Raw genomic sequence first — 20116 nt, 5'->3', positions numbered from 1 at the left:
GCCGCCAGACACAGGAACACCACAATCAGTGAAATGGCATACAGTGCTGGAGCCTGATTTCCGGAAAGACGTTCCTGATAAGACATCCCCGTCCAGTCGTAGCCAATTCCGGAAGGCAGTTTCGACGCAAGGCTTTCCATCATCTCCATTGCCTCACCGGTACTTTTGCCTGGCGCAGACTCACCGAGGATCTCCATTGATGGCATCCCATTGTAACGTTCCAGACGAGGTGAGCCGTACACCCAGTGAGAGCTGCTAAAGGCAGAGAAAGGCACCATTTCGCCGTTAGCACTACGCACATACAGGTCGTTAATATCTCCTGGTAACATACGGAAGCGAGCATCAGCCTGGACATAAACTTTTTTCACGCGTCCATGATCGATAAAGTCGTTCACATAAGTACCACCCAATGCTGTTGAGATGGTCTGATTGACATCAGATATGCTCACACCCAGCGCCTGGGCCTTCTCCTGGTCGACATCCAGTTTGTACTGTGGCGTATCTTCCAGTCCGTTAGGACGCACGCGGACCAGTAAGTCAGGATGTTCCCTTACCATGCCAAGCAGTTGGTTACGTGCCTGCGTGAGCTGCGTATGTCCCAGGTTTGCCTGGTCAATCAGTTCAAAGTCAAAGCCTGTTGCGGTACCCAGTTCAATAATGGCAGGGAGGTTAAACGGAAATACAAGACCATCTTTGATCTGGCTAAACGCTTTCGTTGCGCGGCTGACAATCGCCTCAACGCCGTTTTCCTTGCCCGGGCGTTCTTCCCATGGCTTCAGGCTGACGAAAGCGATACCGGAGTTCTGCCCCTGCCCGCTAAAGCTAAATCCGTTTACGGTAAAGACCGATTCAACGTTCGCTTTCTCTTTCGTCAGATAATAGTCCTGAACCTGATCGAGTACCTGCTGGGTACGCATCTGCGTCGCCCCTGCCGGCAGCTGAACCATCGTCATAAACACCCCCTGATCCTCTTCCGGCAGGAAGGAGGAAGGCAGGCGCAGGAACAGTACTGCCATGCCGCCGACGATGATGACGTAAACCAGCAGATAGCGTCCGGTCTTACGTAAAATGCCGCTCACGCTGTTGCTGTAGTGCTCCACGCTCTTATCAAAAAGCGCGTTAAACCAGCCGAAGAATCCACCTTTCTTTTCATGATGGTCGCTGGAAACCGGTTTGAGCAGCGTTGCACATAAAGCAGGCGTTAATATCAACGCCACCAGCACCGATAAGGCCATCGCGGAGACAATGGTTAGCGAGAACTGGCGATAGATAGCCCCGGTTGAACCTCCAAAAAATGCCATCGGAATAAACACCGCTGAAAGCACCATGGCAATGCCCACCAGAGCGCCCTGGATTTGCTCCATCGACTTCTGGGTCGCCTCTTTTGGCGGCAGCTTGTCCTCAACCATGACGCGTTCTACGTTCTCAACCACCACGATGGCATCATCGACGAGCAAACCTATCGCCAATACCATCCCGAACATCGTCAGGGTGTTAATGGAGAAACCAAACGCAGCCAGTACTGCAAAGGTACCCAGTAGCACCACGGGCACGGCAATAGTCGGAATAAGGGTCGCCCGCAGGTTTTGCAGGAACAAGTACATCACCAGGAACACGAGAACGATCGCTTCAAACAGCGTCTTCACCACTTCATGGATTGAGATCTTCACGAAAGGTGTGGTGTCGTACGGATAAACGACTTTCAGGCCCTGAGGGAAGAAGGGCTGCAACTGCGCCAGTTTACTCTTAATGGCGGCAGCGGTATCCAGCGCGTTTGCGCCAGTCGCCAGCTTGATCCCGAGCCCCGTTGCTGCCTGGCCATTGATTTTGGTGACCATGTTGTAGTTTTCGCCACCCAGCTCAATGCGGGCCACATCTTTCAGGTGGACCATTGAACCGTCCTGGTTCACCTTCAGCGTCACACGGCCAAACTCCTCCGGCGATTTCAGGCGCGTTTGAGCAATAATTGAGGCGTTCAGTTGCTGCCCTGGTACGGACGGCGTACCTCCCAACTGGCCCGCAGCAATCTGGTCGTTCTGCGTTTTCAGTTGGTTAATGACATCCAACGGCGTGAGCTGATATTTATTCATCGCGTTGCTGTCCAGCCAGATGCGCATTGCATACTGCGCACCGAACAGCTGCACATCACCGACGCCGGAAGTACGGCTGATCGCATCTTTTACGTTAGAAGCGACATAGTCGGAGATATCATCCTGAGTGAGGTTTTTATTATCCGACACAAATCCCGCGACCAGCAGGAAGCTGCTGCTGGATTTTTCCACGCCGATCCCCTGTTGCTGTACTTCTTGCGGTAGCAGCGGCATGGCGAGCTGGAGTTTGTTCTGAACCTGCACCTGCGCGATATCAGGATCCGTACCCGACTCGAACGTCAGGGTGATGGTGACGTTACCGGCAGAATCACTGGTGGACGACATGTACATCAGATTGTCGATTCCGTTCATGTTCTGTTCGATAACCTGCGTCACGGTATCCTGGACCGTCTGGGCATCAGCGCCAGGGTAGGTCGCTGTCACCGCAACTGCTGGCGGCGCAATGGTTGGATATTGCGCCACCGGCAGTTTTAAAATGGCCAGCCCGCCCGCAATCATCAGAATGATGGAGAGCACCCAGGCGAAAACAGGCCGTTGAATAAAGAAATTAGCCATCTCGTTATCCCTTAACTGGCTGGAGTCGCGGCGGTATCAGGAATAGCCACGGCGGTGACGCCAGGGCGAACTTTTTGCAGGCCGCTGATAATGACGCGGTCGCCATTTTTCAGACCTTCCGTGATCAACCACCGATCGCCAATCGCCTGCGGTGCAACGACAGTGCGAGATTCCACCTGGTTTTTATCGTTTACCACAAGCACGGTTGCATCACCGCGAGGTGTACGGGTTACCCCCTGCTGGGGAACAAGGATGGCATCAGGCTGTGTGCCTTCGTCAATGCGTGCACGGACAAACATACCCGGTAACAGCATATGCTGAGGGTTAGGGAAGAGAGCGCGAAGGGTGATTGAGCCGGTACTTTCATCTACCGTGACATCAGAGAACTGGAGCGTTCCTTTCAGCGGATAAGGCTGGCCATTTTCCATCAGCAACTCAACGCTGCTGGTGTCTCCCTTTTGCAGGCTCGTCTGCTGCTTCAGACGCATAAAATCGCTGCTGGATTGCGTTACATCGACATAAATGGGATCGAGCTGCTGAACTGTCGCCAGTGCGGTTGACTGACCATTAGTGACTAACGCCCCTTCAGTGACGCTGGATTTGCCAATGCGCCCGTTGATTGGCGATGTGACTTTCGTATAAGCAAGATTGATCCGCGCGCTCTCAACGCCAGCTTTCGCGGCAACGACGCTTGCATCCGCCTGCTGGGCGGTTGCCACCGCCTGATCATACTCCTGCTTGCTCACATATTGCGTACCGACCAGCGGAAGGTAACGTTTTACCGTCAGATGGGCTATGTTTGCCGCAGCCTGCGCTTTTACCAGTTCACCTTTCGCATTGTCGTAGGCTGCCTGATAGGTGGCCGGATCGATCTGATAAAGTGATTCACCCGCTTTGACGTCGCTGCCTTCGGTAAAATTACGGTGCAGAATGATACCACTTACCTGGGGACGAACCTCCGCCACACGATAAGCGTCAGTTCTGCCTGGCAATTCCGTCGTTACGGCCAGTGGCGCGCTTTTGACAATATGAACACTGACCTGAGGAGCTTGCCCATGCTGCTGTGGGTTTTCTTGTCCATCGCACCCGGCGAGCAGTGCAGCACAGACAATGAAACCGGATAAGGGTAAGCGTCTGAAGTGATTCGTCATTACTGTTCCTTAAACTACCCTTGAACCGATATATGCCATAAGTCGGTGAAAGGGTGTGAGGCAAAAAAAGAAATGTAGCTGCGTATAATAATGAGGGTATTCAAGGTTTTTTAATTTATAAGTGCTGATGGAGGCAATAAAAAGCAAAATCAGATTCTGAACCAGTGTATTCGAAATCCGGCTTCTGTCAGGATAATCAACGGAATACTTATGAGTAAATACAAACTATTTATTTAATGAATTTGATTCGCTCAATTTATTCGTATGAATTATAAATTAAATGAATTGACTTTTTTTGTGCAAAACTAAAACGGGTTATGGTGAATACTTTGACTTACACGACCCTTTAATAACGTTTGATGTCGTATCAACCGTATAAGTAATGAGTAGCAGGCTATGGCGCGTAAAAAGAAAGAAGAGGCTCAAAAGACCCGGCAGCAGCTGATTGAAGCCGCTATCGGGCTATTCGCGACACGTGGCGTGGCTAATACCACGCTTACCGACATCGCCGATGCTGCTCAACTTACTCGCGGGGCTGTTTACTGGCATTTTTCGAGTAAAGCGGAAATATTTAACGCCATCTGGGAACAGCAATTGCCGCTGCGTGAAATGATTCGTGACAGGTTAATACTTTCTGAAAAAGATGACCCTTTGTTAATGCTTCGTGAACAGTTTATTGTCGCGCTGCAATATATTGCGAGCGAGCCACGTCAGTATGCTCTTTTACAAATTTTGTATCATAAGTGTGAATTTCATGACGATGTGATTTCAGAATGTGAAATACGCAAGCGGATCGGTTTAAACGATACTTATCTTCGCAGGACGTTGAGACAATGCGTTGCGCGTAGCATTATTTCTTCCCAAACTAATATTGAACTGGCGCTGATTGTTTTCCACGCATTTTTTAGCGGAGTCATTAAAAACTGGTTAATGGATAGCAACAGTTTTAATCTGTACAAACAGGCGCCGGCGCTGGTGGATAATATTCTTGCGACACTAAATATCACTCGAGTGGCGCCAGTGTTCTACGATACAGCCTCATGATTGCATACGGGATGGTGACATCTCCCCGTGCTGGCACTGTTCCATAATAGCCTGCGCGGTAATCGGTTTGCCCAGCAGATAACCCTGTAGCGTATTGCATCCCAGTTCTGTCAGAAAGGTCTGCTGCGCTGCGGTTTCGACCCCTTCTGCCACGACCTTCAGATTCAGCGTTTTTGCCAGGGCGATAATCGCCGAGACGATCGTCGCATCTTCACTCTCTCCACTTAACTCTTTTACAAAAGCACGATCGATTTTCAACTCGCAGGCAGGGAGTCGCTTAAGATAAAGAAGGCTTGAATAACCTGTACCAAAATCGTCTATCGAGGCTTTTACGCCCGCATCCGTCAGCGCTGTCAGGACACGAACGCTTTCGTCCGGATTGCTCATCGCCGTGGTTTCGGTCACCTCCAGGATCAACATGCCGGGCGGTACGCTATGGCGCGTCAGACAATCGAGAACCGTTTTAACCAGCGACGGCTGTTCGAACTGCAACGTAGAAAGATTCACCGCCATTGACCAGTCCGTGTGGCCCTGAAGGTGCCATTCTCGCAGCTGGCGGCAGGCCTCGTCGATTACCCAGTTTCCAATTGGAATAATCAGCCCGGTTTTCTCTGCAAGCGGTAGAAACAGGTCGGGGGGCAGTAATCCCTGTTTGGGATGCTGCCAGCGTAACAGCGCTTCGAATCCGATGACCGGCCCGGCAGGGGCGTGGAATTTAGGTTGATAAAGCAGACGTAACTCATTACGGTCGATGGCCTGCCACAGATCATTCATCAGCTGAAGATGCGTCTGCGCCAGCGTATTCATTGACGGCTGAAAGAAGTGATAACCGTTACGACCCATATGTTTCGTGTGGTACATCGCAGCATCAGCGTTAAACATCAGTTCACGATCGGTTTTGCCATCGTGTGGATAGAGCGCAATGCCAATGCTCAGGGTGACCATCAGTTCGTAAGGATCGAGATGGAACGGGCTATCAATGACGCGTACCAGTGAATTTGCCAGTGAGGCAGCATCATCCGGGGTAGTGGTTTCGGCCAGCAGGACGAATTCATCCCCACCGATACGCGCCAGCGTGTACTGACCTTTCAACTGCAACAGCAAACGCTGAGTCACCGCAACCAGAAGATTGTCACCGACATCATGACCATAGGCATCGTTGACGGTTTTAAAGCCATCAAGATCCATAAACATCAGTGCGAAAGGGCTTCCTTCGCGATCGGCCTTGCTGATGGCCTGATCGAGGCGATCCTCAAGCAGAATACGATTGGGTAAGCGCGTCAGCGTATCATGCAACGCCAGCTGTGCGAGTTCACGGTTAGCTTCTGCCAGGGATGAGGCCAGCAGCGAGGTACGAGCCTGAAGGCGGGCATCGAACATCGATACCAGCAGCGTAATCCCCAGAATAGCGAGCGCGACCACGCTAACCAGTATCGCCAGCCAGCTCCCGTTAAGACCATGATGGTGGACCATCGTCGACATTGGAAATTGTGCTGCTTCCATGCCGGCGTAATGCATGCCAGCGATAGCGATGCCCATGGTGATCGCCGCCCCCAGACGCATCAACGCCATTCGTGCAGCTTCCTGACGTAAACGGAACGTCAGCCAAAGAGCGGCCAGTGAAGCGGCAAGGGCTATGCCCACAGAGATAGCCATCCACGTTTTATCCCAGACAATACCCGGAGTAACCTCCAGGGCAGCCATACCGGTGTAGTGCATGGTAACTATGCCTGCACCCATCACGACGGCGCCAGGCAGCAGTCGGCGCAAATGTAGCTGCTCGCCGCTAACGAGCCACAGGGCGAACATTGACGAGCTGATGGCGATAATCATCGAAAGCACGGTCAGGGTCGCGTTGTAACTCATGCTCATGGAAAGATCCATCGCCAGCATACCGATGAAATGCATCGCCCACACGCCAATCCCCATCGAAACACCGCCACCTGCCAGCCAGACGCGTGCAGCGACGCCCTGGCTTCCGGCAACGCGCGCAGCCATATTCAGCGCGGTATAGGCGGCAAGAATGGCGACAATAAAGGAGATGACGACGAGGATTTGGTTGTATTGGCTAACCAGCATGGTCTGTTCACTCGTTGTGAGACGTTAAGCAAGAGCGGTTGGAAAGGGCACAGACATTATCATCGTCAGGAAATGACGAAAAGTGATTTAAGCCCCTGTTTTTATTGGGTGATAACAGAGGGGTACAGGATGGAAGAGGCTAGTCCAGCTCTGAGCAGTTGACCAGTTTTAGCGGGTTCACGGAATTCATATTGCGACATTTATCGGTTTCGGTGCTCATCAGTTCAATCCACTGCATCAGCAGCGCATCGAAAATGAAAACAGAGACAGCAAAAACGACCAGCCACCAGTATTTACGAATCATGTGTCATTCCGCGAAAAGAGAGCCTGTAAGGTGGTGGAAATATACACGAAAAGCGGGCGTTGAAAAGTGGGGAAGGAGAAGGTTTACAAAGCGTTGACGGTCGCTCATCCGGGCAATAAAAAAGGCGCTTCCCCATGCCGAAGAGCGCCTTTTTAAACAAGCATTTAACTGATTAGTATCAGTTCATGCCGTATTTTTTCAATTTCTTACGCAGGGTACCACGGTTGATGCCCATCATCAGGGCAGCGCGGGTTTGATTACCACGGGTGTATTGCATCACCATGTCCAACAGTGGCTGTTCAACTTCAGCCAGTACCAGCTCATACAGGTCATTAACATCCTGACCGTTCAGTTGAGCAAAATAGTTCTTCAGTGCCTGTTTAACCGAGTCACGCAGGGGCTTTTGAGTCACCTGATCCTGAGAGTTAACGGTAGAAACGGTCAGTACGTCAGAATTTACGCGTTGTTCGAACATAGTTCTGTCAGCTCTTTATTTCATTACGCAAGATTTTCGAAGTATGCCTCCAACGCCTCCAGCTGTTCGCTGGCATCCTCAATGGCGTTGAATGTGCGCCGAAACTGGTCATTTGGAGCGTGCTCCTGGAGATACCAGGATACGTGTTTACGCGCAATTCGGTACCCTTTTGCCTGGCCGTAGTGGTCATGCAGTTCCCGAACATGCGAACAAAGCAAGCGCTTAACCTCTGCCAGAGGCAGCGGGGCAAGCAGCTCCCCAGTGTCCAGATAATGCTGGATTTCCCGAAAGATCCAGGGTCTTCCCTGAGCGGCACGTCCTATCATCAGAGCATCAGCTCCCGTATAGTCGAGCACAGCTCTGGCTTTAAGCGGGTCAGTTATGTCGCCATTCGCGATAATCGGAATGGAAACTTTCTGCTTAACTGCCCGAATGCTGTCGTATTCAGCTTCACCGTTGAACAAACAGGCGCGAGTGCGTCCATGAATGGTCAGGGCCTGAATGCCACAGTCTTCGGCCAGTTGGGCAATCTCTACACAGTTACGGTGTTCCGGCGACCAACCCGTGCGAATCTTCAACGTAACAGGAACGTCCACTGCGCTGACAACCGCCGTCAGGATTGACTTCACCTGGTCGGGGTATTGCAGAAGGGCTGAACCTGCAAGCTTGCGATTCACCTTTTTGGCCGGGCAACCCATATTGATATCAATAATCTGGGCGCCACTTTCCACGTTAATACGCGCGGCATCTGCCATCTCTTCAGGCACGCTTCCGGCAATTTGCACGGTGCGGATACCTGGCTCATCCACGTGCACCATCCGAAGGCGGGACTTGTCGCTTTCCCAAACCTGCGGGTTAGACGACATCATCTCGGAAACGGTTAATCCTGCTCCCATCTCGTAGCACAGCGTCCTGAACGGCCGGTCGGTAATACCTGCCATTGGGGCTGCGATCAGGCGATTTCTAAGCTGGTGGTGTCCGATGCGCATGAGTTAAGAAATGACCATACTGTGACTGCAAGGCGGCGTATATTACGCATTTTTTGCACGAGATGAAAGGCCAAACTTTGAACAATCCTCTGTTGTAGATCAAGGAATCGCCAGTCATTCTTTTCGGATAAGATTATTCGCTATTTAAATCATTGTGTTATGAAGAAATGAACATTTTGTGGGCGCTTACAATTTCCCGTAACTTCTCATCATTTCTGAATAAATGAATCAATTGGCCGGGATAATCTGCTGCGATATGCAGCAGATTATGGCGCTTCTTTGCGATCTGCGTCGCATTTCAGCACAGGATATCAGCGCAAAAAATCGGCTTATTCAACAACCAGACGGCCATGAAGCGGCTGAACCGGGCGGCTGTTTTCGTGGTGCATAGTGTGAGTGAATTTTTGCAGCTGTTCAGCAGAGACGGTCAGCGGATGCTTGAGCACCAACCATGTCACCCCTTCTGAGCACGGTGGCGTGGTCAGGGAGCCGCTAAAACGCCAGTAGGTTTTATCCGCAGGCAGTAATTTATTCATATCGAGGGTTGGCTTAATTGTAACGTTCTGGTCAACCTGTCCTGGCATCACGCCCCAGAGTTTATCCAGCTCAGTGTTTGCCGCGCCCTGATCGAACATAACGGCAACGACCGTCAGTTCGCCGTCAGCGTTTTTATGGACCAGATGCATTTCCATTGCGTATTTTTTACCGTGCACCGTGTTTTCGGATGGTGCATGGAAATGGAACTGCTGTAACGTCCAGCGCTGTTTATCAAGCGTGATGCTGTCGCGTGTATCGGCATTTTCACTCGCCTGGATAGTATGGCCGTTGTTTGTCAGAATGACCGGGCCGTCGATATAGTGCGTTTCCAGCGGAGAGATGTGGGCTTTGACCGTGTTGTCTATGTTGACCGGCGACTGATACATTCCGCTTTTACACGTCTTGTACGCCTCGTCCAGTTCGCCCCAGTGTTCCGGTGCGCCTTCTCCCTGATAGCTCCAGTGTGATGCGTAAGCCGTAGCCGAAATCATGCTCAGCGCCAGCAGCGCTGCCTTGCCTGAAATGTGTTTCATCGTATTCTTCCTGTGAATTTTATTATCCAAATCAATGATTAACATTATGATTTGTGAGGTTATTTTATCGAAGAAAGGATGAAGGGGGGAGAAAAAACCGAAGGGAAAAGGCGTGGTCAGACGACCACGCCAAAGGCTTATTTTTTACGACCGGTGATGCGACACCACTCTTCTTTCTCGACAACCGGGTCGAGCGCAAAGAGATCGGCGTAGGCTTCACAGACGCTGGCTGCCTGGCTGGCAAGGATACCGGACAGGCCCAGCAGACCGCCTTCAACCGGCAGCACGCTGATTAACGGCGCCAGCTCGCGTAACGGGCCAGCCAGGATATTCGCGACCACCACATCGGCTTTCATGGCCTCTGGCTGTGCATCAGGCAGATACAGTTCAAGGCGATCGGAAACGCCATTACGCTCGGCGTTATCACGGCTGGCCTGAATCGCCTGCGGATCGATGTCGATCCCGATGGCTTTTGCCGCGCCCAGTTTCAGCGCCGCGATAGCGAGGATCCCGGATCCGCAACCGAAGTCGATCACGGTTTTGCCTTCCAGATCCAGGCCATCCAGCCATTGCAGGCACAGGGAGGTTGTCGGGTGGGTACCGGTGCCGAACGCCAAACCCGGATCCAGCATTACGTTGACCGCATTTTCATCGGGAACGTCGCGCCAGCTTGGGCAGATCCACAGACGCTGACCAAACTGCATCGGATGGAAGTTGTCCATCCACTCGCGTTCCCAGTCTTTGTCTTCCAGCTGTTCGATTTTATGCGCGAAACCCGCGCCCAGCAGCGGATGGTTTTCCAGAATCGCCACGACCTCTTTCATGTCGGTTTCTGCATCGAACAGGCCGATAACGTCCGTATCACCCCACAGGCGCGTTTCGCCTGGTAGCGGCTCAAAGACCGGCGTGTCATGCGTGTCCTGGAACGTGATAGAGACCGAACCGGCCTCCATCAGCGCATCACTCAGTTCTTCGGCGTTCGCGCCGGTTGTGTTCAGTTTCAATTGGATCCACGGCATGGCAAAACTCTTTATTTATCAGTAGAAATCAGGGTGGCGGGTGGAACGGGACGGCCAAAACGGTTACCCACCACAAACGCCAGTAAACTTAACAGTAACGAAGGCACGATCGGGTGAAAGCCAAGATACTGAATTTTCAACGTGGCGAGAACGGCATACAGGACGCCCCCGACAATCATGCCGCTTAATGCACCCGCGGCATTCGCGCGTTCCCAGTACAGCCCCAGCACCAGCGGCCACAGGAAAACGGCTTCCAGCCCGCCAAAGGCGAGCAGGTTCAACCAGATGATCATCTCCGGTGGACGCCACGCGGCCAGCAGCAGCAACGCCCCCAGCACCAGGGTAATCACCGCCGACATGCGCTTGAGGCGTCGCTCATTTTCGACCTGTTCAGGGCGCAAATTCAGATAGAGATCTTTAATGATCGTAGCGGAACTTTGCAGCAACTGAGCGTTGATGGTCGACATAATGGCCGCCATGGGTGCGGCGAGGAAAATTCCGGCGGCAAACGGCGGAAGTACTTTCACCATCAGGGTTGGAATGACCAGATCCGGTACGGTAAGGTCAGGGATCACCGCGCGTCCCAGCGCGCCCGCCAGGTGCATACCAAACATCAGGATTGCCACCACAATTGTCCCGATAATAATCCCGCGGTGTACCGCTTTGCTGTCTTTATATGAGATGCAGCGCACGGCGGTATGCGGCAGGCCAATCACGCCAAAGCACACCAGCACCCAGAACGAGGTCATAAAGGTTGGAGAGAGGATGTCATCCGCCCCCTGCGGCGAGACCAGTTTCGGATCGATCGCTTCCAGGGTTTCAACCGCATGGCTCAGGCCCCCTGCGGCATGCACGATACCCACCAGCAGAACGAGAGTGCCAATAAGCATCACCATTCCCTGCATCGTGTCGTTCAGAACGCTGGCACGGAACCCGCCAAACGCGGTGTACAGCGCGATACTCACACCGAAAATGACCAGACCCGTCTCGTAGGGGATCCCGGCTGCCGTTTCCAGCAGACGTGCGCCGCCGATAAACTGCACCGTCATCGCACCAATAAACGCCACCAGCAGACTCAGGCTTGCCAGCCATACCAGCAAGCGACTCTGATAGCGGGCAAACAGCATATCGTTCAGCGTCACGGCATTGTAGCGACGGGCCAGAATGGCAAACTTTTTACCCAGTATGCCCAGAGAGAGCCAGATGGCAGGCAGCTGGATCATGGCCAGCAGTACCCAGCCCAGTCCGTACTTATAAGCGGCGCCCGGGCCACCGATAAACGAGCTGGCGCTGATGTAAGTAGCGGTCAGCGTCATGGCCAGCACGACGCCACCCATTGAGCGGCTCCCGAGGAAATACTCGTTCAGAAAGGTGCCGGTCGAACGTTTACGCATCGCATAAACCGACAGGCCAAACACCAGGAACAGGTAAGCGACAAGCGGCAGAATGACTTCAAGCTGCATCATCTTCCTCCAGGGAGATATCGCGATAGATGAATTTCACCATCGCCCAGCACAGCACAATAAACACCAGCGGCAGCAGCAGGCAGGCCATTTCAAACCAGTGCGGGAGGCCGGTAATGCCAATCGCTGAATCAGGTAAGTAAGCAGTTACTAACCATGCAGCGAGATAGAGAAGGGTCAGCCACAGCGCCCAGCGCGCTTCTTTATGGGCCTGAACAAAACGTTTGTCCATTTTTTGTCCCTTGTGGATGAAGAAAGCGGGGATTGTACATGATGGGGCTTTGCGATCCCCAGAAATAAAAAAGGCCGGATAATCCGGCCTTTTAGCAACACTGGTCTCTTACTTCTCGTTCAGACCAAGTTTTTTCTCCAGGTAGTGGATGTTAGTACCACCATTCTGGAAGTGCTCGTCGCTCATGATGCGCATCTGGAGATCTACGTTGGTTTTGATCCCGTCGATGATCAGCTCCTGAAGGGCGTTCTTCATGCGGGCAATGGCCACGTCACGGTTTTCGCCGTAGCAGATCAGCTTACCGATCATTGAGTCATAGTACGGCGGTACGGTGTAACCGGCGTAAATATGGGACTCCCAGCGCACACCAAAGCCACCCGGCGCGTGGAAACGCGTGATTTTACCCGGGCTTGGCAGGAAGGTGTTCGGGTCTTCGGCGTTGATACGGCACTCTACCGCATGGCCTTTAACCACAACTTCTTCCTGTTTGATGGACAGCGGCTGACCGGCTGCGATACGCAGCTGTTCTTTGATCAGGTCAACGCCGGTGATCATTTCGGTAACCGGATGTTCAACCTGAATACGGGTGTTCATCTCAATGAAGTAGAACTCGCCGTTTTCGAACAGGAACTCAAAGGTACCCGCCCCGCGATAGCCGATATCGACACACGCTTTGGCGCAACGCTCACCGATGTAGCGACGCAGTTCCGGCGTAATGCCCGGCGCTGGCGCTTCTTCGACGACTTTCTGGTGACGACGCTGCATGGAGCAGTCACGTTCAGCCAGATAGATCGCGTTGCCCTGACCGTCAGCCAGCACCTGAATTTCGATGTGGCGTGGGTTTTCCAGGTATTTTTCCATGTACACCATGTCATTGCTGAAAGCCGCTTTCGCTTCCGCTTTGGTCATGGAGATGGACTGCGCCAGTTCAGCATCGCTGCGTACAACGCGCATACCGCGACCGCCGCCGCCGCCAGACGCCTTGATGATAACCGGGTAGCCAATGCGTTTAGCATGGGCGCGGTTAGCATCCATATCGTCGGTCAGCGGGCCGTCAGAGCCCGGTACGGTTGGCACGCCGGCTTTTTTCATCGCGGTGATGGCAGACACTTTGTCACCCATCAGGCGAATGGTGTCGGCTTTCGGGCCAATGAAGATAAAGCCAGAGCGTTCAACCTGCTCAGCAAAGTTGGCGTTCTCAGAGAGGAAACCATAACCCGGGTGAATCGCGACCGCGCCAGTGATTTCGGCGGCGCTGATGATCGCCGGGATGTTCAGATAGCTTTTTACGGACGGAGCCGGACCGATACAGACCGTCTCATCCGCCAGCAATACGTGTTTTAAATCGCGATCCGCGCTTGAGTGCACGGCCACGGTCTTGATGCCCAGTTCTTTACAGGCACGAAGAATACGCAGTGCAATCTCGCCACGGTTGGCGATAACAATTTTATCCAGCATGTTCGCCTCGTTACTCGATGACGACCAGCGGCTCGTCAAATTCTACCGGCTGACCACTTTCGACCAGAATCGCTTTCACAGTACCTGATTTGTCTGCTTCGATCTGGTTCATCATTTTCATGGCTTCAACGATGCACAGGGTATCGCCTACGTTGACTTTCTGACCCACTTCGATGAACGCTTTCGCGTCCGGGCTCGGGGTGCGGTAGAAAGTACCAACCATTGGGGAACGTACGATGTGACCACTGATTTCTGCAGCTGCTGCAGGTGCGGCTTCTGCTGCTGGTGCAACGGCTGCGGAGAGCGCAGGCTGCTGCACTGGCGCAGCATAAGCTTGCTGCATTACCGGGAAGCTAGCGGCTGGGGCTGCACGGCTGATGCGTACAGACTCTTCGCCTTCAGAAATTTCCAGTTCGGAGATGCCTGATTCTTCAACCAGCTCGATCAGTTTTTTAATCTTACGAATATCCATGAGTGGGTTCCGTACTCTTGTTTAGTGTGATTGTGACAAGCGTTTTACCGCTGTCTGTAAAGCGTATGAATAGCCGTCTGCACCCAGCCCACATATCACGCCAGCGGCGATATCTGACAAGTAGGAATGGTGGCGGAACGGCTCTCGGGCGTGCACGTTACTCAGATGGATCTCGATAAACGGGATACTCACCGCGAGCAGTGCGTCGCGTATAGCAACACTGGTGTGCGTAAACGCGGCCGGATTGATCAGGATATAGTCCACAGTGTCTTTAGCCTGATGAATACGGTCGATGATTGCGTACTCCGCGTTTGACTGAAAATGGTCCAAATCCACATTCAGCGAGGCTGCTTCCGTACCCAGACGGTTAACAATTTCGCTCAATGTCAGCGTGCCGTACTTCTCTGGCTCACGGGTGCCGAGCATGTTCAGGTTCGGTCCGTTCAATACTAAAATTTGGAATTTGTCAGCCATTGTGCCGCTATCTCCTGCGATTTTCGGGTAAAAAACAACATATACCGTCAACACGCAATTGTCACCCTTTCAGAGGCCAAAAACCCCTGTCCGGAAAACCGAAGTCGCACATTATAACGATTTCGTAGCATTTGGCAGCTAAATACTGGTCTTATCAGGGAAGATTATCAACCGCTATCCGAAAAAGATTCGCGGCTGATAAATAATCTGCGGGAAAACGCACAGTTTCGTGGACTATCGTACCCACTGGCGGAACTTCTTGTAACGCCATGCTAAAAGGGCCAATGCCAGCAGGGTGTAGATGACCGGCTGAGGAGATAATATCTTCACCGACCACAGGTAATGGATGGGCGCAAGGATCGCGACAAGATAGACGAAGTTGTGCAGCAGTTGCCAGCGCCGTCCCATTTTTCGCTGCGCGTACTGCGTGGATGTCAGCGTCAGCGCCAGTAAAACCAGCCAGCTTACGATACCCAGCGTCAGATAAGGACGCGTAACCAGTTCGCTGCCAAGGAGTGCCAGGTTGTTAATGCCCAGTTCCAGCAGGGCGTAACTGGTGAGATGCAGCGTCGCCCAGGCAAAACACCATAGCCCCAAAAGCCGACGGGTACGTATTAGCAATGGCTGTTTAGCGTAGCGCGCAAGCGGTGAGACGAGCAAGGTCGCCAGCAAAAATTTCAGAGCCATCCGACCCGTAAAATGCTGAATATCTTTAGCCGGATCGGCACTGAACTGTCCCTGGCTGGCTGCCCAAAAGAGCCAGATAAAGGGGAGCAATCCGGCTAAATGCAGGAGTACCTTCAGCCAGGTTATCTGCTTTGCCGTTAAACGCACTTAGAAGTTCTCCCGTAAATTCAGCCCACGATAGAGGGATGCCACCTCATCTGCATAGCCGTTAAACAGCAGCGTTGGCTGGCGTTTAACATCCAGCGCGCCGCCGGAACCGATAAAACGTTCCGTCGCCTGCGACCAGCGTGGATGATCAACGTGCGGGTTAACGTTGGCAAAAAAACCATACTCATCTGGCGCTGCGAGGTTCCAGGTGGTGGGTGGGCGTTCACGGGTGAGCTTAATGCTGACGATCGATTTGATGCCCTTGAAACCGTATTTCCACGGTACGGTCAGGCGAATGGGCGCCCCGTTTTGCGGCGGCAGCGCTTTGCCGTAAACCCCGACGGTGAGCAGCGTAAGCGGATGCATGGCTTCGTCGAGACGTAAACCTTCAACGTAGGGATACTCCAGCCCGCCGCCGATAAACCGATCCTTCTGGCCTGGCATCTCGTCCGGGGCATAGCGCGTCTGGAAGGAAACATACTTCGCGTTGCTGGTGGGCTCAACCAGCGCCAGCAGTTTATGCAAAGGGAAACCTACCCACGGCACCACCATCGACCAGGCTTCCACACAGCGCATACGGTAAATGCGTTCTTCAAGTGGGAAGCGGGTGGTGAGGTCATGATGATCCAGCGTCAGCGGCTTTGCCACTTCGCCATCAATCTTCAGCGTCCAGGGATCGGTTTTCATGCTCCCGGCGTTGGCGGCAGGATCGGCCTTATCGAGGCCAAACTCATAGAAGTTGTTATAGCCGGTGACTTTATCTTCCGGCGTCAACGTCAGTTTATTCTGCCACTGCGCCGGTTTCGTGAAGTTAAGCGGTGCGCCAGAGGGGGCTTTCGGGCGGTCGTTGCCCTTAAACCAGTCGAGCAGATCGGCGTGGGCCGCAGGGGTGAGCGTCAGGGCAGTGGCGCTGATGCCAAGCATTTTCAGGATCTGGCGACGCTGTAGCATAAAGACAGACTCGGACGTTACGTCTGCTTCCGTCAGTTTTCGGGTTTTCATGGCATCCTCCGTCAGGCGTTTTTCTAAGCATGACGGAGGAGGAGGGTTAGCGCGAATATGTCACGAAAATTTGAAGATTAGGCGATTTTAACCAGCGCACGACCGTGGAACTGGTTGTCCATGATTTTATTGGCGTACTCTGGCGCCTGGCTCAGGGTAATCTCAGTGGCGCTCTGCTCATAGAATGAGGCTGGCAGATCCCGCGCCAGACGTTCCCAGGCCTCAGCCCGCCGCTCGGCTGGGGTCATGACCGAATCGACACCCTGAAGACGCACGTTACGCAGAATAAATGGCATCACCGTCGTCGGCAGGGCAAAACCACCCGCCAGACCACAGGCCGCCACGCAGCCACCGTAATTCATTTGCGCCAGCACCTTCGCCAGCACTTTGTCGCCGACGGTATCTACAGCACCAGCCCAGACCTGTTTTTCCAGCGGACGGGTCTCGGCGAATTCGTCGCGGCTCAGAATACGGCTTGCGCCCAACTGACGTAGATAATCATGCGTACTTTCGCGGCCAGAGACGGCGGCGACCTGGTACCCCAGCTTGTGCAGCAGCGTGACGGCCGTGCTGCCCACGCCACCGCTGGCGCCGGTCACGACAATTTCGCCAGAGTCAGGACGGATCCCGGCCTCTTCCAGCGCCATCACGCAGAGCATGGCGGTGAAACCTGCCGTGCCGACGATCATCGCCTTACGGCCGTCCAGGCCTTTCGGCATCGGGACCAGCCAGTCACTTTTTACGCGCGCCTGCGCTGCCAGTCCTCCCCAGTGGTTTTCACCTACGCCCCAGCCGGTGAGCAGCACCTGCTGTCCAGCGTGAAAACGCGGATCTTCACTGGTATGCACGCGACCAGCCAAGTCGATGCCTGGCACCATTGGGAAATTTCGGATGATTTTACCTTTTCCCGTAATGGCCAGTGCATCTTTATAGTTCAGGCTTGACCAGTCGATATCTACGGTCACGTCGCCCTCCGGCAGGCGGCTCTCGTCAATGGCTTGCACCGAGGCAACGGTTTTGCCGTCCTGCTGTTCTAAGATCAAAGCCTGCATACAGGGTCCTCACTAGGATTGATGATGGGAAAATATGTACTGAAGACTATACTCGCTCAATGAAACGCAGTGCCGATTTAACGCAATAAATTGCCAGATACACCAGGTTTGGTAGTATGCCGCATTTGAAATGCAAGTTAGCGCTCACTTGCGACCCCTTCAACCCACGGAGTAATCTCAAGGATGCGATTAACGACGAAGTTCTCAGCTTTTATCACCTTGCTGACGGGACTGACCATATTTGTCACGCTAATCGGCTGCTCGCTGAGCTTTTATAATGCCATCCAGGATAAGCTGGTTAACCGGGTAGAATCGGTTGCATCGGTTATCGACACTCGCCTGATTACAACCTCCTTCCCGGCACTTTCGCGTGAACTGGATGAGTTAATGGTGCCTGTGGATATCGTGCAGATCGACATTAAACAGGGGAAGCAGACCGTTTTCAGCCATACCCGTCAGGGCAGCTACCGTCCTGCCGGCACGGTAGATCAGTATCGGGACATAACGGTACGCTCACTTAAACATCCGGGTATGACAATCCATCTGATGTACCAGGATCCGATGAGCAACTATTTACGCTCGCTCATGACCACCGCGCCCTTAACCATCGCCGTTGCCTTGATCGTCCTGCTGATTTTCCTCGCCGTTCGCTGGCAGCGTCGTCAACTTTCCGGCCAGGAACTGCTGGAAACACGCTCGGTGCGAATACTGAATGGCGAGCGGGGTCCGCAGGTACGGGGATCGGTTTATGAATGGCCATCACGTACCAGTAGCGCCCTGGACGTGCTGCTCTCCGAAATCCAGTTTGCCAGCGATCAGCGTAGCCGTATGGACACGTTGATTCGCTCCTACGCCGCGCAGGATAACAAAACGGGCCTTAACAACCGTCTCTTCTTTGATAATCAGCTGGCTACGCTTCTTGATGATCCCGAAAAGGTGGGGACGCATGGCGTGGTAATGATGATTCGCCTGCCCGACTTCGATCTGCTCCGTGATACCTGGGGCCAGCGCGTGGCGGAAGAGAACCTCTTCACGCTGATTAACCTGCTGTCCACCTTTATTATGCGCTACCCCGGCGCGTTACTGGCACGCTACCACCGCAGCGACTTTGCCGTCTTGCTGCCGCATCGCACCTTAAAGGAGTCCGAGAGTATCGCCAGCCAGCTGTTGAAAGCCGTCGATGCGCTACCCCAGAGCAAAATGCTCGACCGCGACGACATGGTGCATATGGGCATCTGTGCCTGGCGCGGCGGTCAGTCGACGGAGCAGGTGATGGAACATGCAGAAGCGGCCACGCGCAACGCCGTATTGCAGGGGGCGAACGGCTGGGCGGTCTATGATGATACGCTACCGGAAAAAGGGCGCGGCAACGTACGCTGGCGAACCCTGATTGAACAGATGCTGAGCCGGGGTGGACCGCGCATCTATCAAAAACCGGCGGTCATAAAAAATGGTCATGTCCATCATCGTGAGCTGATGTGCCGTATTTTTGACGGGACCGAGGAGGTTATCTCCGCAGAGTATTTGCCGATGGTGCTGCAATTCGGATTGTCCGAAGAGTATGACCGCCAGCAAATCACCCGCCTCATTCCGTTTTTATCGTACTGGCCTGAAGAAAATCTGGCTTTACAGGTGACCGTCGAATCGCTGATCCGTCCGCGTTTTCAGCGTTGGTTACGTGACACGTTAATGCAATGCGAAAAATCGCAACGCAAACGCATTATTTTTGAACTTGCAGAGGCAGATGTAGGTCAACACATCAGCCGGTTGCGCTCGGTTGTGCGTTTAATCAATGCGCTTGGGGCTCGCGTGGCGGTAACACAGGCGGGTCTTACCCTGGTCAGCACCAGCTGGATCAAAGAGCTGGATGTCGAATTATTGAAGCTGCATCCGGGTCTGGTAAGGAATATCGAAAAGCGCACGGAAAACCAGCTGCTGGTACAAAGCCTGGTGGAGGCGTGCAAAGGAACGCAAACGCAAGTATTTGCCGCAGGCGTACGTTCACGCAGTGAATGGCAGATGTTGACAGAGCGCGGCGTGACGGGCGGTCAGGGGGATTTTTTTGCCGCCTCTCAGCCGCTTGACACCAATGTGAAAAAATATTTGCAAAGATACTCTGTTTGACCTGCCGTTTACTTTGTTTTCACGTAGAATATCGCGCCTGTAGCTTTGAGTAAGACGAGCATAAAAGCCAGTGAACGACCTTTTATAGGTTACAAGTGAAAGTGAGGGACGCTGCTGTTTACTCAGCCCTGAGGGATTCAGGGGATGAATTTGTAACAAAGGAAACGTGCTGCACTAATTTTCACCGTAGCAGACGATTTTTGCGCCT

Annotated in this window: 18 protein-coding genes; 2 read left to right on the top strand and 16 right to left on the bottom strand. The window is 53.2% G+C overall.

Annotated features, from left to right (window positions below):
* Both INF86_RS16200 and INF86_RS16195 read right to left on the bottom strand, forming a co-directional pair.
* Positions 1-2666 (bottom strand): efflux RND transporter permease subunit (locus INF86_RS16200; protein WP_227414808.1); only part of this gene is annotated, 2666 nt, incomplete at its 3' end.
* A gap of 11 nt (positions 2667-2677) precedes the next feature.
* Positions 2678-3817, bottom strand: a complete 1140-nt coding sequence (locus INF86_RS16195) for an efflux RND transporter periplasmic adaptor subunit (protein WP_022649575.1) — start codon at positions 3815-3817, stop codon at positions 2678-2680.
* Positions 3818-4213: 396 nt separating this feature from the next.
* Between INF86_RS16195 and envR the strand changes: the two genes are divergently transcribed.
* Positions 4214-4861: an acrEF/envCD operon transcriptional regulator gene (gene envR, locus INF86_RS16190; RefSeq protein ID WP_022649574.1), complete on the top strand. Its 648-nt coding sequence runs from the start codon at positions 4214-4216 to the stop codon at positions 4859-4861.
* Here envR and INF86_RS16185 read toward each other — a convergent pair.
* From INF86_RS16185 to INF86_RS16120, 14 genes are all read right to left on the bottom strand, one after another.
* Positions 4856-6940 (bottom strand): bifunctional diguanylate cyclase/phosphodiesterase, encoded by a 2085-nt coding sequence (locus INF86_RS16185; RefSeq protein WP_193543715.1) that lies wholly within the window; start codon positions 6938-6940, stop codon positions 4856-4858. The genes envR and INF86_RS16185 overlap by 6 nt on opposite strands.
* A gap of 139 nt (positions 6941-7079) precedes the next feature.
* Complete coding sequence (locus INF86_RS16180) at positions 7080-7244, bottom strand: DUF2556 family protein (RefSeq protein ID WP_003860373.1); 165 nt, start codon at positions 7242-7244, stop codon at positions 7080-7082.
* Positions 7245-7422: 178 nt separating this feature from the next.
* Complete coding sequence (gene fis, locus INF86_RS16175; protein ID WP_000462905.1) at positions 7423-7719, bottom strand: DNA-binding transcriptional regulator Fis; 297 nt, start codon at positions 7717-7719, stop codon at positions 7423-7425.
* Between the two features lie 23 nt (positions 7720-7742).
* Positions 7743-8708, bottom strand: coding sequence for a tRNA dihydrouridine synthase DusB (gene dusB, locus INF86_RS16170; RefSeq protein WP_006812176.1), 966 nt, complete (start codon positions 8706-8708; stop codon positions 7743-7745).
* A 329-nt stretch (positions 8709-9037) separates the two neighbouring features.
* On the bottom strand, positions 9038-9778 hold the full coding sequence (locus INF86_RS16165) for a carbonic anhydrase (RefSeq protein ID WP_038416814.1): 741 nt from the start codon (positions 9776-9778) through the stop codon (positions 9038-9040).
* A 137-nt stretch (positions 9779-9915) separates the two neighbouring features.
* Positions 9916-10797 carry a 50S ribosomal protein L11 methyltransferase gene (prmA, locus tag INF86_RS16160; RefSeq protein ID WP_038416812.1) on the bottom strand — a complete coding sequence of 294 codons (882 nt, stop codon included), beginning with the start codon at positions 10795-10797 and terminating at the stop codon, positions 9916-9918.
* Positions 10798-10808: 11 nt separating this feature from the next.
* Positions 10809-12260: a sodium/pantothenate symporter gene (panF, locus tag INF86_RS16155; RefSeq protein WP_022649570.1), complete on the bottom strand. Its 1452-nt coding sequence runs from the start codon at positions 12258-12260 to the stop codon at positions 10809-10811.
* A complete protein-coding gene (locus INF86_RS16150; protein WP_193543714.1) occupies positions 12250-12492 on the bottom strand; it encodes a YhdT family protein in 243 nt (80 codons plus the stop codon). The genes panF and INF86_RS16150 overlap by 11 nt, the downstream gene beginning before the upstream one ends.
* 108 nt (positions 12493-12600) lie before the next feature.
* A complete protein-coding gene (accC, locus tag INF86_RS16145; RefSeq protein WP_003860388.1) occupies positions 12601-13950 on the bottom strand; it encodes an acetyl-CoA carboxylase biotin carboxylase subunit in 1350 nt (449 codons plus the stop codon).
* Positions 13951-13960: 10 nt separating this feature from the next.
* On the bottom strand, positions 13961-14422 hold the full coding sequence (gene accB, locus INF86_RS16140) for an acetyl-CoA carboxylase biotin carboxyl carrier protein (RefSeq protein WP_010436174.1): 462 nt from the start codon (positions 14420-14422) through the stop codon (positions 13961-13963).
* Positions 14423-14443: 21 nt separating this feature from the next.
* The gene (aroQ, locus tag INF86_RS16135; RefSeq protein ID WP_022649568.1) at positions 14444-14896 is read right to left on the bottom strand and encodes a type II 3-dehydroquinate dehydratase; all 453 of its coding nucleotides are present in this window, start codon (positions 14894-14896) and stop codon (positions 14444-14446) included.
* Positions 14897-15130: 234 nt separating this feature from the next.
* Positions 15131-15730, bottom strand: coding sequence for a protein-methionine-sulfoxide reductase heme-binding subunit MsrQ (msrQ, locus tag INF86_RS16130; RefSeq protein WP_038416810.1), 600 nt, complete (start codon positions 15728-15730; stop codon positions 15131-15133).
* Positions 15731-16732, bottom strand: coding sequence for a protein-methionine-sulfoxide reductase catalytic subunit MsrP (msrP, locus tag INF86_RS16125; protein WP_032626457.1), 1002 nt, complete (start codon positions 16730-16732; stop codon positions 15731-15733). It abuts the gene before it with no gap.
* 77 nt (positions 16733-16809) lie between these two features.
* A complete protein-coding gene (locus tag INF86_RS16120; RefSeq protein ID WP_063148467.1) occupies positions 16810-17784 on the bottom strand; it encodes an MDR family oxidoreductase in 975 nt (324 codons plus the stop codon).
* Between the two features lie 183 nt (positions 17785-17967).
* On the opposite strand from INF86_RS16120, the gene csrD reads away from it, so the two are divergent.
* Positions 17968-19908, top strand: a complete 1941-nt coding sequence (gene csrD / locus INF86_RS16115; protein ID WP_022649564.1) for an RNase E specificity factor CsrD — start codon at positions 17968-17970, stop codon at positions 19906-19908.
* Positions 19909-20116: the final 208 nt, after the last annotated feature.

Origin of the sequence: Enterobacter cloacae complex sp. I1M (assembly GCF_014982425.1) — a bacterium.
GTDB classification, from domain to species: Bacteria; Pseudomonadota; Gammaproteobacteria; order Enterobacterales; family Enterobacteriaceae; genus Enterobacter; species Enterobacter intestinihominis.
The sequence above is the reverse complement of the archived record's forward strand: the minus strand, read 5'-3'. Positions and strand labels throughout refer to the sequence as shown.

What these genes read in the sequence shown, in the direction of transcription:
- INF86_RS16120 (WP_063148467.1), bottom strand. Translation starts at nt 17,784, where the DNA reads ATGCAGGCTTTGATCTTAGAACAGCAGGACGGCAAAACCGTTGCCTCG.
- panF (WP_022649570.1), bottom strand. Translation starts at nt 12,260, where the DNA reads ATGCAGCTTGAAGTCATTCTGCCGCTTGTCGCTTACCTGTTCCTGGTG.
- INF86_RS16165 (WP_038416814.1), bottom strand. Translation starts at nt 9,778, where the DNA reads ATGAAACACATTTCAGGCAAGGCAGCGCTGCTGGCGCTGAGCATGATT.
- prmA (WP_038416812.1), bottom strand. Translation starts at nt 10,797, where the DNA reads ATGCCGTGGATCCAATTGAAACTGAACACAACCGGCGCGAACGCCGAA.
- dusB (WP_006812176.1), bottom strand. Translation starts at nt 8,708, where the DNA reads ATGCGCATCGGACACCACCAGCTTAGAAATCGCCTGATCGCAGCCCCA.
- accB (WP_010436174.1), bottom strand. Translation starts at nt 14,422, where the DNA reads ATGGATATTCGTAAGATTAAAAAACTGATCGAGCTGGTTGAAGAATCA.
- csrD (WP_022649564.1), top strand. Translation starts at nt 17,968, where the DNA reads ATGCGATTAACGACGAAGTTCTCAGCTTTTATCACCTTGCTGACGGGA.
- accC (WP_003860388.1), bottom strand. Translation starts at nt 13,950, where the DNA reads ATGCTGGATAAAATTGTTATCGCCAACCGTGGCGAGATTGCACTGCGT.
- fis (WP_000462905.1), bottom strand. Translation starts at nt 7,719, where the DNA reads ATGTTCGAACAACGCGTAAATTCTGACGTACTGACCGTTTCTACCGTT.
- INF86_RS16150 (WP_193543714.1), bottom strand. Translation starts at nt 12,492, where the DNA reads ATGGACAAACGTTTTGTTCAGGCCCATAAAGAAGCGCGCTGGGCGCTG.
- msrP (WP_032626457.1), bottom strand. Translation starts at nt 16,732, where the DNA reads ATGAAAACCCGAAAACTGACGGAAGCAGACGTAACGTCCGAGTCTGTC.
- aroQ (WP_022649568.1), bottom strand. Translation starts at nt 14,896, where the DNA reads ATGGCTGACAAATTCCAAATTTTAGTATTGAACGGACCGAACCTGAAC.
- INF86_RS16195 (WP_022649575.1), bottom strand. Translation starts at nt 3,817, where the DNA reads ATGACGAATCACTTCAGACGCTTACCCTTATCCGGTTTCATTGTCTGT.
- envR (WP_022649574.1), top strand. Translation starts at nt 4,214, where the DNA reads ATGGCGCGTAAAAAGAAAGAAGAGGCTCAAAAGACCCGGCAGCAGCTG.
- INF86_RS16180 (WP_003860373.1), bottom strand. Translation starts at nt 7,244, where the DNA reads ATGATTCGTAAATACTGGTGGCTGGTCGTTTTTGCTGTCTCTGTTTTC.
- INF86_RS16185 (WP_193543715.1), bottom strand. Translation starts at nt 6,940, where the DNA reads ATGCTGGTTAGCCAATACAACCAAATCCTCGTCGTCATCTCCTTTATT.